The sequence below is a fragment of the Pseudomonas sp. F-14 TE3623 genome, from assembly GCF_053629015.1.
Genome location: NZ_JBRJHM010000001.1, coordinates 1909064 through 1921961 on the forward strand (window position 1 = coordinate 1909064; position 12898 = coordinate 1921961).

At 61.3% G+C, this 12898-nt stretch carries 11 protein-coding genes; 7 read left to right on the forward strand and 4 right to left on the reverse strand.

Annotated features, from left to right (window positions below):
- Positions 1 to 113 precede the first annotated feature (113 nt).
- The 4 genes from AB7M29_RS08575 to ydcS form a co-directional block, all read right to left on the reverse strand.
- Positions 114 to 938, reverse strand: a complete 825-nt coding sequence (locus tag AB7M29_RS08575; RefSeq protein ID WP_217856773.1) for an ABC transporter permease — start codon at positions 936 to 938, stop codon at positions 114 to 116.
- Positions 928 to 1875, reverse strand: coding sequence for an ABC transporter permease (locus AB7M29_RS08580; protein ID WP_454246706.1), 948 nt, complete (start codon positions 1873 to 1875; stop codon positions 928 to 930). The genes AB7M29_RS08575 and AB7M29_RS08580 overlap by 11 nt, the downstream gene beginning before the upstream one ends.
- 1 nt (position 1876) lies before the next feature.
- Positions 1877 to 2914, reverse strand: a complete 1038-nt coding sequence (locus AB7M29_RS08585) for an ABC transporter ATP-binding protein (protein ID WP_454246707.1) — start codon at positions 2912 to 2914, stop codon at positions 1877 to 1879.
- 105 nt (positions 2915 to 3019) lie between these two features.
- Complete coding sequence (gene ydcS, locus AB7M29_RS08590) at positions 3020 to 4171, reverse strand: putative ABC transporter substrate-binding protein YdcS (protein ID WP_454246708.1); 1152 nt, start codon at positions 4169 to 4171, stop codon at positions 3020 to 3022.
- A 327-nt stretch (positions 4172 to 4498) separates the two neighbouring features.
- On the opposite strand from ydcS, the gene AB7M29_RS08595 reads away from it, so the two are divergent.
- The 7 genes from AB7M29_RS08595 (at position 4499) to cheB (ending at position 12898) form a co-directional block, all read left to right on the forward strand.
- Positions 4499 to 5221, forward strand: coding sequence for a tellurite resistance TerB family protein (locus AB7M29_RS08595; protein WP_123719887.1), 723 nt, complete (start codon positions 4499 to 4501; stop codon positions 5219 to 5221).
- Positions 5222 to 5496: 275 nt separating this feature from the next.
- Complete coding sequence (locus AB7M29_RS08600; RefSeq protein WP_038979108.1) at positions 5497 to 7119, forward strand: methyl-accepting chemotaxis protein; 1623 nt, start codon at positions 5497 to 5499, stop codon at positions 7117 to 7119.
- Positions 7119 to 7655, forward strand: a complete 537-nt coding sequence (locus tag AB7M29_RS08605) for a chemotaxis protein CheW (protein WP_052967462.1) — start codon at positions 7119 to 7121, stop codon at positions 7653 to 7655. The genes AB7M29_RS08600 and AB7M29_RS08605 overlap by 1 nt, the downstream gene beginning before the upstream one ends.
- Positions 7652 to 8926 (forward strand): CheR family methyltransferase, encoded by a 1275-nt coding sequence (locus AB7M29_RS08610; RefSeq protein ID WP_454246709.1) that lies wholly within the window; start codon positions 7652 to 7654, stop codon positions 8924 to 8926. The genes AB7M29_RS08605 and AB7M29_RS08610 overlap by 4 nt, the downstream gene beginning before the upstream one ends.
- The gene (locus AB7M29_RS08615; RefSeq protein WP_454246710.1) at positions 8923 to 9606 is read left to right on the forward strand and encodes a chemotaxis protein CheW; all 684 of its coding nucleotides are present in this window, start codon (positions 8923 to 8925) and stop codon (positions 9604 to 9606) included. The genes AB7M29_RS08610 and AB7M29_RS08615 overlap by 4 nt, the downstream gene beginning before the upstream one ends.
- Entirely contained in the window at positions 9603 to 11891 is a 2289-nt protein-coding gene (locus AB7M29_RS08620) for a response regulator (RefSeq protein WP_454246711.1), read from the forward strand. The genes AB7M29_RS08615 and AB7M29_RS08620 overlap by 4 nt, the downstream gene beginning before the upstream one ends.
- Positions 11888 to 12898, forward strand: coding sequence for a chemotaxis-specific protein-glutamate methyltransferase CheB (cheB, locus tag AB7M29_RS08625; protein WP_454246712.1), 1011 nt, complete (start codon positions 11888 to 11890; stop codon positions 12896 to 12898). The genes AB7M29_RS08620 and cheB overlap by 4 nt, the downstream gene beginning before the upstream one ends.

Consider the following 12898-nt stretch of genomic DNA (forward strand, 5'->3'; position numbering starts at 1 on the left):
GCTCGCGAAGAGGCCATCACATTCAACATTGATGTTGGCTGACCCACCGCCTTCGCGAGCAAGCCCGCTCCCACATTAGATCTCCGTTCCAACAGAGGGTTAGTCGTTGTCCGTTATTTCCCGCCACTGCCCGCAACGCTCTCCCCACCTCGGGTCAGGTAATAAGCGCCGAGGATCGGCAGCATGGTCACCATCATTACCAGCATTGCGACGACGTTGGTCACCGGCACGTCCCGTGGGCGGCTGAGCTGATTGAGCAGCCACAATGGTAGGGTGCGTTCGTGGCCGGCGGTGAACGTGGTTACGATGATTTCGTCGAACGACAGCGCAAACGCCAGCATGCCGCCGGCCAGCAACGCCGAGCCAAGGTTTGGCAGGACGATGTAGCGGAAGGTCTGCCAACCGTCGGCGCCGAGGTCCATCGAGGCTTCGATCAAACTGTATGACGTTCGGCGCAAGCGGGCGATGACGTTGTTGTAGACGATCACCACGCAGAAGGTCGCGTGACCGACGATGATGGTAAACATCCCCGGCTCAATCCCCAAGGTCTTGAAGGTCGCCAGCAGCGCGATCCCGGTGATGATCCCGGGCAGGGCAATCGGCAGGATCAGCATCAGCGAGATGCCTTGCTTGCCGAAGAAATCCCGCCGGTACAACGCCGCCGACGCAAGAGTGCCGAGGACCATCGCAATCAGCGTCGCGATGGCGGCGATTTGCAACGACAACTTGATCGCTTCCAGCACGTCCGGCCGGGAGAACGCCACGCCGATCCACTTCAGGGTGAAGCCTTTGGGCGGAAAGCTGAACGCTGCGTCTTCGGTGTTGAAGGCGTAGAGGAAGATGATCAGGATCGGGAAGTGCAAGAACATCAACCCGCCCCAGGCGGCGATGCGCAGGCCTAGGGATGCCCGGTCTTGAGATGAAGCATCAGAGCGCATCGAAAGCCCCCAGACGTTTGACGATGGACAGGTAAATGGCGATCAGTACGATCGGCACCAGCGTGAAGGCCGCCGCCATCGGCATATTGCCGATCGCTCCTTGCTGGGCGTAGACCATGCTGCCGATGAAGTAGCCCGGCGGGCCCACCAATTGCGGCACGATGAAGTCGCCCAGGGTCAGTGAAAACGTGAAGATCGAACCGGCCGCGATGCCCGGAATCGACAGCGGCAGAATCACTTGCATGAAGGTCTGACGCGGCTTGGCGCCGAGGTCCGCCGAGGCTTGAAGCAACGACGGCGGCAGGCGTTCCAGTGACGCCTGAATCGGCAAGATCATGAACGGCAGCCAAATGTAGACGAACACCATGAACCGCCCCAGATGCGAGGTCGACAAGGTGCTGCCGCCGACGCCCGGAATCCCGAGCACGAGTTGCAACACCGGCTCCAACCCCAAGTGCTGAACGAACCACTGGGCCACGCCGCCCTTAGCCAGCAGCAAGGTCCAGGCGTAGGCCTTGACGATGTAACTGGCCCACATTGGCATCATCACCGCGATGTAGAAAAACGCCTTGGTCTTGCCGCTGGTGTAGCGCGCCATGTAGTAGGCAATCGGGAACGCCACGATTGCACTGGCGAACGACACGACAATCGCCATGCTCAGAGTGCGCAGGATGATGTCGAAGTTCGACGGCTGGAACAGTGCGGTAAAATTCGCCAGGGTCAGGTCGGGCGTGACCGCCATGGTGAAGTCATCGAAGGTGTAGAAGCCTTGCCACAACAACGTCAACAGCGAGCCGAGGTAGATCGCCCCAAACCAGAGCAACGGCGGCACCAGCAGCAGCGACAAATAAAGATTCGGCCGCCGGTACAGCAGGTTGGAAAACCGGCGCAACGGCGAGCCGCTGGCCGGGGTTTGAGGAACGGTCACGCTGTTCATCTCAGGCCCCGCCCACAACATTGTCGTGCAGCGGGATCATCGCTTCGCGCGCCCAACGAGCGCTGATGCGTTGCCCGGTCTGATGTTGCTTGCTGACGTCCAGCCACTGGACGTTGGCCTGGCTGATGTTCAAGGTCTGGCCGTTTTCCAGTTTCAGTTCATAGCGGGTGGCGCTGCCCTGGTACTGGATGTCATGCAGCAGGCCGCTGACTTCGATTTCATGGCTGGCCAGCGGGCCTTCGGCGAAACGCACGTGTTCCGGGCGGATCGAAAACGGCTGTGGATTTCCGCTCAACTGCCGGGCCAGATCGCCGCGAATCACATTGGAAGTGCCGACGAATTCGGCGACAAAGGTGGTCGCCGGTTTCATGTAGAGATGGCGCGGCGTGTCGACCTGTTCGATGCGGCCCTTATTGAACACCGCCACGCGGTCGGACATCGACAGCGCTTCAGTCTGATCGTGGGTGACGAAGATAAAGGTAATGCCGAGCTGGCGTTGCAGCTTCTTCAGCTCGCCTTGCATTTGCTCGCGCAGTTTCAGATCGAGGGCGCCCAGAGGTTCGTCGAGCAGCAACACGCGAGGGCGATTGACCAACGCGCGGGCCAGGGCTACGCGCTGACGTTGGCCGCCGGAGAGTTGCACCGGTTTGCGCTCGCCGTAGCCGCCGAGAGCGACCATGTCGAGGGCTTCTTCGGCGCGTTTTTGGCGTTCAGACTTGCCGACGCCTTTGACTTTCAAACCGTAGGCGACGTTGTCGAGTACGTTCATGTGCGGGAACAGCGCGTAATCCTGGAACACGGTGTTCACGTCGCGCTGATACGGCGGCAGCCCGGCGGCTTCGGCGCCATGAATACGGATGGAGCCAGTGCTCGGTTGTTCGAAACCAGCGATCAGGCGCAAGCAGGTGGTTTTGCCCGAGCCGGAAGGGCCCAGCAGGGAAAAGAACTCGCCGTCCTGGATATCGATAGAAACCCGGTCAACGGCCTTCACTTCGCCGAACTGACGGGAAACGTTGGAGAACTGGACTGCAAGCGTCATGGTGCGGAGCTCCAAGAATCTGAATCTTTAAAAGTATCGCGAGCAGGCTCGCTCCCACAGGGGAACGCGATCAAATGTGGGAGCGAGCCTGCTCGCGAAGAGGGCTTAACGACCGCCCATAATCGCAATGTAATCCTGGGTCCAGCGGCTATAAGGCACAAATTTGCCGCCCTCTGCCTGCGGGGTTTTCCAGAAGGCGATCTTGTCGAACTGGTCGAAACCGTTGGTCTTGCAACCTTCGGCGCCCAACAATTCGCTGCCTGTGCACGCCGCCGGAACCGCCGGCAACGAACCGAACCACGCCGCTACATCACCCTGGACCTTCGGCGTGAGCGACCAGTCCATCCACTTGTAAGCGCAGTTCGGGTGCTTGGCCTCAGCGTGCAACATGGTGGTGTCAGCCCACCCGGTGGCGCCTTCTTTCGGGATGGTCGACGCGACGGGCTGTTTCTCGTTCATCAGGCCATTGACCTGATAGGGCCAGGAACTGGACGCCACCACGCCTTCGTTCTTGAAGTCACTCATTTGCACGGTGGTGTCGTGCCAGTAACGATGGATCAGCTTTTGCTGTGCGCGCAGTAGATCGAGCACAGCCTTGTACTGCGCTTCGGTCAGCTCGTAGGGGTTCTGGATACCCAGCTCTGGCTTGGCGGTCTTGAGGTACAGCGCCGCGTCGGCGATGTAGATCGGGCCGTCGTAGGCTTGCACCCGGCCTTTGTTGGGTTTGCCATCCGGCAGGTTCTGCGCGTCGAATATCACGCTCCAGCTGGTTGGCGGTTGCTTGAATACGTTGGTGTTGTACATCAGCACGTTCGGGCCCCATTGATAGGGGGCGCCGTAGGTCTGCTTGTCGACCACATACCACGGTGCATCCTTCAGGCGCGGATCGAGATTTTTCCAGTTGGGAATCAGTGCGGTGTTGATCGGCTGCACACGTTTGCCGGCGATCAGGCGCAGGGAGGCGTCGCCGGACGCCGTCACCAGGTCGTAACCGCCCTTGGCCATCAGGCTGACCATTTCATCGGACGTGCCGGCGGTCTTGACGTTGACCTTGCAGCCGGTTTCCTTCTCGAAAGCGCTGACCCAGTCGTAAGCCTTGTCGGTTTCGCCCCGTTCGATATAACCAGGCCAGGCGACGATATCCAGCTGACCTTCGCCGGCGCCAACGGCTTTCAGCGGTTCGGCGGCCTGCAGGCTGGTGCTGGCCAGCAGTGCTGTGGTGATTGCACTGAGCAGTGCGGTCTTGTGCACAAGCATGGGTGAACCCTCTTCTTTAAATTATGGTCGGGGCAGTGTTGAACGGGGTGGTACGTCATGAACGGCTTGTTATTAGCGTAGTGCGCTTTGTGGAAGGCTGACTGAGGCCGGGGTGTCTTTGAATTTATCCAGCCTAGTGCGCGGTTCTACGGTCGACAAATCTTCAAGGCTGCATTCGATGAAATAGATTGCGTGGATGTGTTTCCGCCGGTTTGCCTGACAATTGAGCAACATCCGGAAGCACTCTCATCGAGAGATGTCGGGCACTTTCGATCTAGGCTGGTGGCCTTAATGATCCGGTTAACCCGAATTCGTGGAGGCAGCAAAATGAACACTCGTGGATTGCTCGATCAACTACTCAAATCCGGTCAGGACCTGTTGCAGAACAAGGCCGGCGGTACCCAGAACAAAGCATCCAGCGGTGGTTTGGGCGGTTTGCTCGGAGGCTCCAGTGGTTCGGGCGGCCTCGGCAGTGTGCTATCCGGCGCCGGCGGCGGTGCTCTGGCGGCTGGCGCCATGGGCCTGTTGCTCGGCAACAAGAAGGTGCGCAAGGTCGGCGGCAAAGTGGCGATCTACGGCGGCCTCGCCGCATTGGGCGTGATTGCCTACAAGGCCTATGGCAACTGGCAGGCCCAGCAGGGCACCGCAGCCACAACCGAGCCGCAAACTATCGACCGCTTGCCGGCGGCCCAGGTTGAGCAACACAGCCAGGCGATCCTCAAGGCGTTGGTCGCCGCGGCCAAGGCTGACGGTCATGTCGATGAGCGTGAACGTCAATTGATCGAAGGCGAGTTCACCAAGCTCGACAATGATCAGGAGCTGCAACACTGGCTGCACGCCGAACTCAACAAACCTCTGGACCCGACCGACGTCGCCCGCGCCGCCAGCACCCCGGAAATGGCGGCTGAAATGTACATCGCCAGTGTGATGCTGGTGGATGAGGAGAACTTCATGGAGAAGTCCTACCTCGATGAGCTGGCGCGGCAGTTGAAGCTGGAGCCGGGGTTGAAGGCGGAGCTGGAGAAACAGGTGCGTCAGGCTTCGGTATAGGTTTTTAGACCGATTTCGCGAGCAGGCTCGCTCCCACATGTTGATTACTGTCGCGCACAGGCTGCGTGTTCACTGCGGATCTACTGTGGGAGCGAGCCTGCTCGCGATGGCGTCCTCAGCCCCGACAACTTTCCCCCAATGACCAATCCACGGTCTGTTTCTGCCGAATCCCGGCTTTTTGTTGGCAGGATGAGAAGCGGAGCTCAGCATCTGATAAATGAAACACCACCCTCGGCTATACTCCCCCGCAATTTGAACCGCACCGAGGACTGACTGTGAAGAACTGGACGTTGCGCCAACGCATTTTGGCGAGCTTTGCGGTGATTATCGCGATCATGCTGTTGATGGTCGTGGTGTCTTTTTCCCGGTTGATGAAGATCGATGCCAGCGCAGACAGGGTCCGCACCGATGCGGTGCCCGGGGTGTATTTCAGTTCGATGATGCGCGGTGCCTGGGTCGACAGTTACAACCTGACCCAGCAGATTGTCGGCCTTTCCGGGCGTCGCGAAATAACACCCGCCGATCACGCTATGTACAAGAGCTTCGAAGAGCGCTTGAGCGAGCAGATGGCCAGCTACCGCAAGACCATTTTCACAGCGGAAGATCAGGCTACTTTCGACAAATTCGAAGCGTACCATCAGCTTTTCAATCAAGAACTGACGAACGTCATCGATCTCTATCAGCGCAAAGAGTACGAACCAGCGCGTCTTGCCCTGGAGCAAAAGCTCACCCCGGCCTGGGTTAATGGGCGCAAGCAGTTGAACAGCCTCATCGAGCATAATCACGATCTGGCTGAAGAAGCCACACTGGCCATTGGTGACGCAGTGACGACCGCCAAAATCAGCATGGGCGTCTCTTTGCTGGTGGCGATTATCGTCGCCGGCCTCTGTGGCCTGCTGCTGATGCGCGCGATCATGGCGCCGATGAATCGCATCGTGGATATCCTCGAAATCATGCGCACCGGTGATCTCAGTAGCCGCCTGAATCTTGATCGCAAGGACGAGTTCGGCGCAGTGGAAACCGGCTTCAACGACATGATGACCGAGCTCACCTCGCTGGTGTCCCAGGCCCAGCGCTCCTCGGTGCAGGTCACCACGTCGGTCACGGAAATCGCCGCGACGTCCAAGCAGCAGCAAGCCACGGCCACCGAAACCGCAGCCACCACCACCGAAATCGGTGCGACATCGCGGGAAATTGCCGCCACCTCGCGGGATCTGGTGCGCACCATGACCGAAGTCTCCACTGCCGCCGATCAGGCTTCGGTGCTGGCCGGTTCCGGACAACAAGGCCTGGCGCGCATGGAAGACACCATGCATTCGGTGATGGGCGCGGCCGATCTGGTCAACGCCAAACTGGCGATCCTCAATGAGAAGGCCGGCAACATCAATCAGGTAGTGGTGACCATCGTCAAAGTTGCCGACCAGACCAACCTGTTGTCCCTGAACGCCGCAATCGAAGCCGAGAAGGCCGGTGAATATGGTCGCGGGTTTGCCGTGGTCGCCACCGAAGTGCGGCGTCTGGCGGACCAAACCGCGGTGGCCACCTACGACATCGAGCAGATGGTGCGCGAGATCCAGTCGGCGGTGTCGGCGGGGGTCATGGGCATGGACAAGTTTTCAGAAGAAGTGCGCCGTGGCATGTCCGAGGTGCAGTCGGTGGGCGAGCAGCTGTCGCAGATCATCCATCAGGTTCAGGCGCTGGCACCACGGGTGTTGATGGTCAATGAAGGCATGCAGGCCCAAGCCACCGGCGCCGAGCAGATCAACCACGCGTTGGTGCAGTTGGGCGATGCCAGCAGCCAGACCGTCGAGTCCCTGCGTCAGGCCAGTTTCGCCATCGATGAACTGAGCCAGGTGGCCGTGGGGCTGCGTGGCGGCGTCTCGCGATTCAAAGTCTGATGAGCGAGCTCGCGGTCAAACGCGGCGCGGTGATGCCAGTGAAACAGTCGTTGTTTCTGGTGTTCCGCATCGGCAACGAGCGTTACGCCTTGCAGGCCATCGAGGTGGCCGAAGTGCTGCCGCAACTGCCGTTGAAACCGATTCCCCGGGCGCCGGACTGGGTGGCCGGGGTGTTCGCCTATCGCGGCGCGGTGGTGCCGGTGATCGACCTCAGCGCCCTGACGTTCGGCCAACCGGCCCAGGCCCGCACCAGCACGCGGCTGGTGCTGGTGCACTATCGTCCGGATGAAGCGACGCCTGCGCAATTGCTCGGGCTGATTCTGGAGCAGGTTACCGACACGTTGCGCTGCAATCCGGCGGACTTTCAGCCCTATGGCCTGGACAATCGCCAAGCGCCGTATCTGGGCCCGGTGCGCGAAGATGTCCAGGGTTTACTGCAATGGGTGCGGGTTGCCGATTTGCTGGACGAACAGGTCCGCGCCTTGTTGTTTCCCTCGCCGCCGTTGGACCTGGCGCAGTTTGAGGAGCAGGGATGAGCAGCGATCAAAGGTTTTTCGATTTCCTCAAAGAACGTATCGGCCTCGATGTGGGCTCGGTCGGCCCGGCGATCATCGAACGCGCGGTGCGCCAGCGCTGCACGGCCGCGCGGGCGCTGACGGCCGATGAGTACTGGCACACCCTGCTGGGCTCGCGCGACGAACAACAGGCGCTGATCGAAGCGGTAATCGTCCCCGAGACCTGGTTTTTCCGTTACCCGGAATCCTTCGCCACGCTGGCGAAACTGGCGGCCAAGCGGCTGGCGGCGATCAATAACATGCGCGCCCTGCGGATTCTCAGTCTGCCGTGTTCCACCGGCGAAGAACCGTACTCCATCGCCATGGCATTGCTTGATGCCGGGCTGGCGCCGCACCAGTTCAAGGTCGACGGCATGGATGTCAGCCCGCTGTCGGTGGAAAAGGCCAGGCTCGCGCTGTATGGCAAGAATTCGTTTCGCGGACAGGACATCGACTTTCGCGAGCGGCATTTCACGGCTGAAAACGACAACTATCGTCTTAGCGGGCGCGTGCTTGAGCAGGTGCGTTTGCAGGTCGGCAATCTGCTGGATCCGGCCTTGCTGGCCAGTGAGCCACCTTATGACTTCGTGTTCTGCCGCAATTTGCTGATCTATTTCGATCAGCCGACCCAGCAGCAAGTGTTCGAAGTGCTCAAGCGCCTGACCCACGTCGACGGCGTGCTGTTTATCGGCCCGGCGGAGGGCAGTCTGCTGGGACGTTTCGGCATGCGCTCGATCGGCATCCCGCAGTCGTTTGCCTTCAGTCGTCAAAGTGCGCCGGAACCGCTTGTGTCCTTCGTGCCGACGCCGCTGCCAGTGCAACAACCGGTGCGCAGCGTGACACCGCCGCCAGCGCGCAGTCGGCCTTTCGCGACGGTGGTGCCGATGCCTCAGGTCGCCGCCACCCCTTCGGCTACCCCTTCGGACGCCGCCACGCTGCTGGCGAACATCGCCGCGCTGGCCAATGAAGGCAAAAGCGCTGAGGCCCGCGCCGCGTGCGAAAGTTTTTTGCGCAGTCACGAGCCGGTGGCGCAGGTGTTCTATTGGCTGGGGCTGCTCAGCGATATCGCAGGCAGCGCCCTCGAGGCCCAGGGTTTTTATCGCAAGGCGTTGTACCTCGAACCGCAACACCCCGACGCATTGATGCATCTGGCCGCTTTGCTGCAGTCCCAGGGCGACACGGCCGGTGCCAGACGATTGCAGGCCCGCGCCGCCCGCAGCGAGCGCGCCGCTGACAGTGAGCGTAAACGATGAACGCCGCCGACACCTTGAGCGTCACCCATGAAGATGCCCAGGCCATCGACGACTGCTGGAACCGTATCGGTATCCACGGCGACCAGTCCTGCCCATTGCTGAGCGAGCACATTCATTGCCGCAACTGTGCGGTGTATTCGGCTGCCGCCACACGCTTGCTCGACCGCTATGCGTTGCAGCAGGACGACCGCCAGCAAGTCTCCACAACGGCTGAGAGCGATGTGAAAACCCGCTCGCTGCTGATGTTTCGCCTCGGCGAAGAATGGCTGGGCCTGGCCACTCGCAGCCTGGTCGAAGTGGCGCCGCTGCAGGCGATTCACTCGTTGCCGCATCAGCGCTCCCGGGCGTTGCTCGGCGTGGCGAATGTGCGCGGTGCCTTGGTGGCGTGCCTCTCGCTGGTGGAGCTGCTGGGGCTCGACGCCACCAGTGGCGTGGCATCCGGCGCGCGGGTGATGCCGCGGATGCTGATCATTGCCGCTCACGGCGGGCCAGTGGTGGTGCCGGTGGACGAGGTGGACGGGATTCATGCCATCGACGAGCGCATTCTCGATGCGGCGTCTCAGTCCGGCACCCAGGCCAGCGCCAAATACACCCGTGGCGTTTTGCAATTCAAAGGTCGCAGCCTGCGTTGGCTGGATGAAGAACAGCTGCTGTCCGCCGTGACCCGGAGCCTCACATGACCCCCGAGCAAATGCGTGACGCCTCTTTGCTGGAACTGTTCAGCCTCGAAGCCGAGGCCCAGACCCTGGTGCTGAGCGCAGGCCTTTTGGCGCTTGAGCGTGATCCGACCCAGGCCGATTACCTTGAGTCGTGCATGCGCGCGGCCCATTCGCTCAAGGGCGCGGCGCGGATTGTCGGTGTCGATGCCGGGGTCAGCGTCGCCCATGTGATGGAAGATTACCTGGTCAGCGCCCAGGAAGGGCGCCTGTACCTGCGGCCCGAACACATTGATGCACTGTTGCAAGGCACCGATCTGCTGATGCGGATTGCGACGCCGGGCAACGCTCCGGCGCCTGCGGATATCGACGCTTATGTCGTCTTGATGGGACGGCTGCTTGATCACATGGCGGCCACTGCCCCGATGACGCCGCCGATGGCAGAACTTCAGCTGGAACCGCCGACGCCCAAGGTTGAGCCGCCCATGCCGGCCGCCACCGAAGCTCCCCTGGCAACACCCGCCGAGCCAGCGCCCATGGCTAAACGCACCACCGAAAGTGGCGAACGCGTATTGCGCGTCACGGCCGAGCGCTTGAACAGCCTGCTCGACCTGTCGAGTAAATCCCTGGTGGAAACCCAGCGGCTCAAGCCGCATCTGGCCACTATGCAGCGCCTTAAACGCATGCAGAGCAACGGCCTGCGGGCGCTGGAAAACCTTAACGTCCATCTCAAGGACCATGCCTTGAGCCTCGAAGCCCAGGAAGCCTTGGGCGATGCCCGTCGGTTACTGGCAGAGTCCCAGCAATTGCTGGCGGAAAAGAACTCCGAACTCGATGAATTCGCCTGGCACGCCAGCCAGCGCGCGCAGGTGTTGTATGACACGGCGCTGGCCTGCCGCATGCGGCCATTCGCCGACGTGCTGAGCGGGCAAGTGCGCATGGTCCGCGATCTCGGCCGTGACCTTGGGAAACAGGTGCGGCTGGAGATCGAGGGCGATAAGACTCAGGTCGACCGCGACGTACTGGAGAAACTCGAAGCGCCGCTGACGCACTTACTGCGCAATGCGGTGGATCACGGCATCGAAACCCGGGAACAACGGCTATTGGCCGGTAAACCGGAGGAAGGCCTGATCCGTCTGCGCGCGTCCCATCAAGCCGGTCTGCTGGTGTTGGAGCTCAGCGATGACGGCAATGGCGTCGACCTGGAAAAACTCCGTCGCAACATCGTCGAGCGGCAGCTATCCCCAGCCGAGACTGCTGCCCAGTTGAGCGAAGAGGAGCTGCTGACGTTCCTGTTTCTGCCGGGTTTCAGCTTGCGCGACACGGTCACCGAAGTCTCCGGGCGCGGCGTCGGGCTGGATGCGGTTCAGCACATGGTTCGCCAATTGCGCGGCGCCGTGGTGCTGGAGCAGACGGCGGGCGCGGGCAGTCGTTTCCATCTCGAAGTGCCGCTGACGCTGTCGGTGGTGCGCAGCCTGGTGGTGGAAGTCGGTGACGAGGCGTATGCCTTCCCGCTGGCGCACATCGAGCGCATGTGCGACCTGGCGCCGGAGGACATCGTGCAAGTCGAAGGCCGGCAGCACTTCTGGCACGAAGGCCGGCATGTCGGGCTGGTCGCCGCCAGTCAGCTGTTGCAGCGACCGGCGAGCCAGAACAACGCGCAGACCCTCAAAGTCGTGGTCATCCGCGAGCGCGAGGCGATTTACGGGGTGGCGGTCGAGCGGTTTATCGGCGAGCGGACGCTGGTGGTGCTGCCGCTGGACGAGCGCCTGGGCAAGGTGCAGGACATTTCTGCCGGAGCCTTGCTCGACGACGGCTCGGTAGTGCTGATCGTCGACGTCGAAGACATGCTGCGTTCGGTGGACAAACTGCTCAATACCGGGCGTCTGGAGCGCATTGCCCGGCATGCCAATCAGGCCGTCGAAGTGGCGCGCAAACGGATTCTGGTGGTGGATGACTCGCTGACCGTTCGTGAATTGCAGCGCAAATTGCTGCTCAATCGCGGCTATGACGTCGCCGTGGCGGTGGACGGTATGGATGGCTGGAACGCCCTGCGTTCGGAGGATTTCGATCTGCTGATCACCGACATCGACATGCCGCGCATGGATGGCATCGAGCTGGTGTCTTTGTTGCGTCGCGATAACCGCCTGCAATCCCTGCCGGTGATGGTGGTGTCCTACAAGGACCGCGAAGAAGACCGCCGCCGTGGACTGGACGCCGGAGCCGACTATTATCTAGCCAAAGCGAGTTTTCATGATGACGCTTTGCTGGATGCAGTGGTTGAGCTCATTGGAGGCGCGCGGGCATGAAAATCGCTATCGTCAATGACATGCCCATGGCGGTAGAGGCTTTGCGCCGCGCTTTGGCGTTCGAACCGGCGCACGAGGTGGTCTGGGTCGCCGGCAATGGGGCCGAGGCGGTGCAACGTTGCGCCGAATACACCCCGGATCTGATCCTGATGGATTTGATCATGCCGTTGATGGACGGTGTGGAAGCGACCCGGCGAATCATGGCCGAGACTCCGTGCGCGATAGTCATTGTCACTGTCGACCGCGAGCAGAACGTGCACCGGGTGTTCGAAGCCATGGGCTACGGCGCGCTGGACGTGGTCGATACCCCGGCTATCGGGGGCGGCAATCCTCAGGACGCCGCCGCACCGTTGCTGCGCAAGATCATGAACATTGGCTGGCTGATCGGCGACCATAGCAATCGGGTGCAATCGGCACCGAGCTCGCACCGCCACTCTTCCTCGCGCCAGCATTTGGTGGCCATCGGTTCATCCGCTGGCGGGCCGGCGGCGCTGGAAGTGCTGCTCAAGGGCCTGCCACGAGATTTTTCGGCGGCCATCGTGCTGGTCCAGCATGTGGATCAGGTGTTCGCCGCCGGCATGGCCGAATGGTTGGCCAGCGCCAGTGGCCTGAATGTGCGCCTGGCCCAGGAAGGTGAACCGCCACGAAGCGGCACGGTCCTGCTGGCCGGGACCAACCATCATATTCGCTTGCTGAAAAACGGCACGCTGGCCTACACCGCCGAACCGGTCAACGAGATCTATCGGCCTTCGATCGATGTGTTTTTCGAGAGTGTGGCCAGTTACTGGAGTGGTGACGCGGTGGGCGTTCTGCTGACCGGTATGGGGCGCGATGGCGCGCAGGGGCTTAAACTCATGCGCCAACAGGGCTACCTGACCATCGCTCAGGACCAACAAAGCAGTGCGGTGTACGGAATGCCGAAGGCGGCCGCAGCCATTCACGCGGCGGTGGAAGTTCGCCCACTGGACAAGATAGCGCCACGATTGCTGGAGATCTTCTCAAAATGA

What these genes read in the sequence shown, in the direction of transcription:
- AB7M29_RS08575 (WP_217856773.1), bottom strand. Translation starts at nt 938, where the DNA reads ATGCGCTCTGATGCTTCATCTCAAGACCGGGCATCCCTAGGCCTGCGC.
- AB7M29_RS08580 (WP_454246706.1), bottom strand. Translation starts at nt 1,875, where the DNA reads ATGAACAGCGTGACCGTTCCTCAAACCCCGGCCAGCGGCTCGCCGTTG.
- AB7M29_RS08585 (WP_454246707.1), bottom strand. Translation starts at nt 2,914, where the DNA reads ATGACGCTTGCAGTCCAGTTCTCCAACGTTTCCCGTCAGTTCGGCGAA.
- ydcS (WP_454246708.1), bottom strand. Translation starts at nt 4,171, where the DNA reads ATGCTTGTGCACAAGACCGCACTGCTCAGTGCAATCACCACAGCACTG.
- AB7M29_RS08595 (WP_123719887.1), top strand. Translation starts at nt 4,499, where the DNA reads ATGAACACTCGTGGATTGCTCGATCAACTACTCAAATCCGGTCAGGAC.
- AB7M29_RS08605 (WP_052967462.1), top strand. Translation starts at nt 7,119, where the DNA reads ATGAGCGAGCTCGCGGTCAAACGCGGCGCGGTGATGCCAGTGAAACAG.
- AB7M29_RS08610 (WP_454246709.1), top strand. Translation starts at nt 7,652, where the DNA reads ATGAGCAGCGATCAAAGGTTTTTCGATTTCCTCAAAGAACGTATCGGC.
- AB7M29_RS08615 (WP_454246710.1), top strand. Translation starts at nt 8,923, where the DNA reads ATGAACGCCGCCGACACCTTGAGCGTCACCCATGAAGATGCCCAGGCC.
- AB7M29_RS08620 (WP_454246711.1), top strand. Translation starts at nt 9,603, where the DNA reads ATGACCCCCGAGCAAATGCGTGACGCCTCTTTGCTGGAACTGTTCAGC.
- cheB (WP_454246712.1), top strand. Translation starts at nt 11,888, where the DNA reads ATGAAAATCGCTATCGTCAATGACATGCCCATGGCGGTAGAGGCTTTG.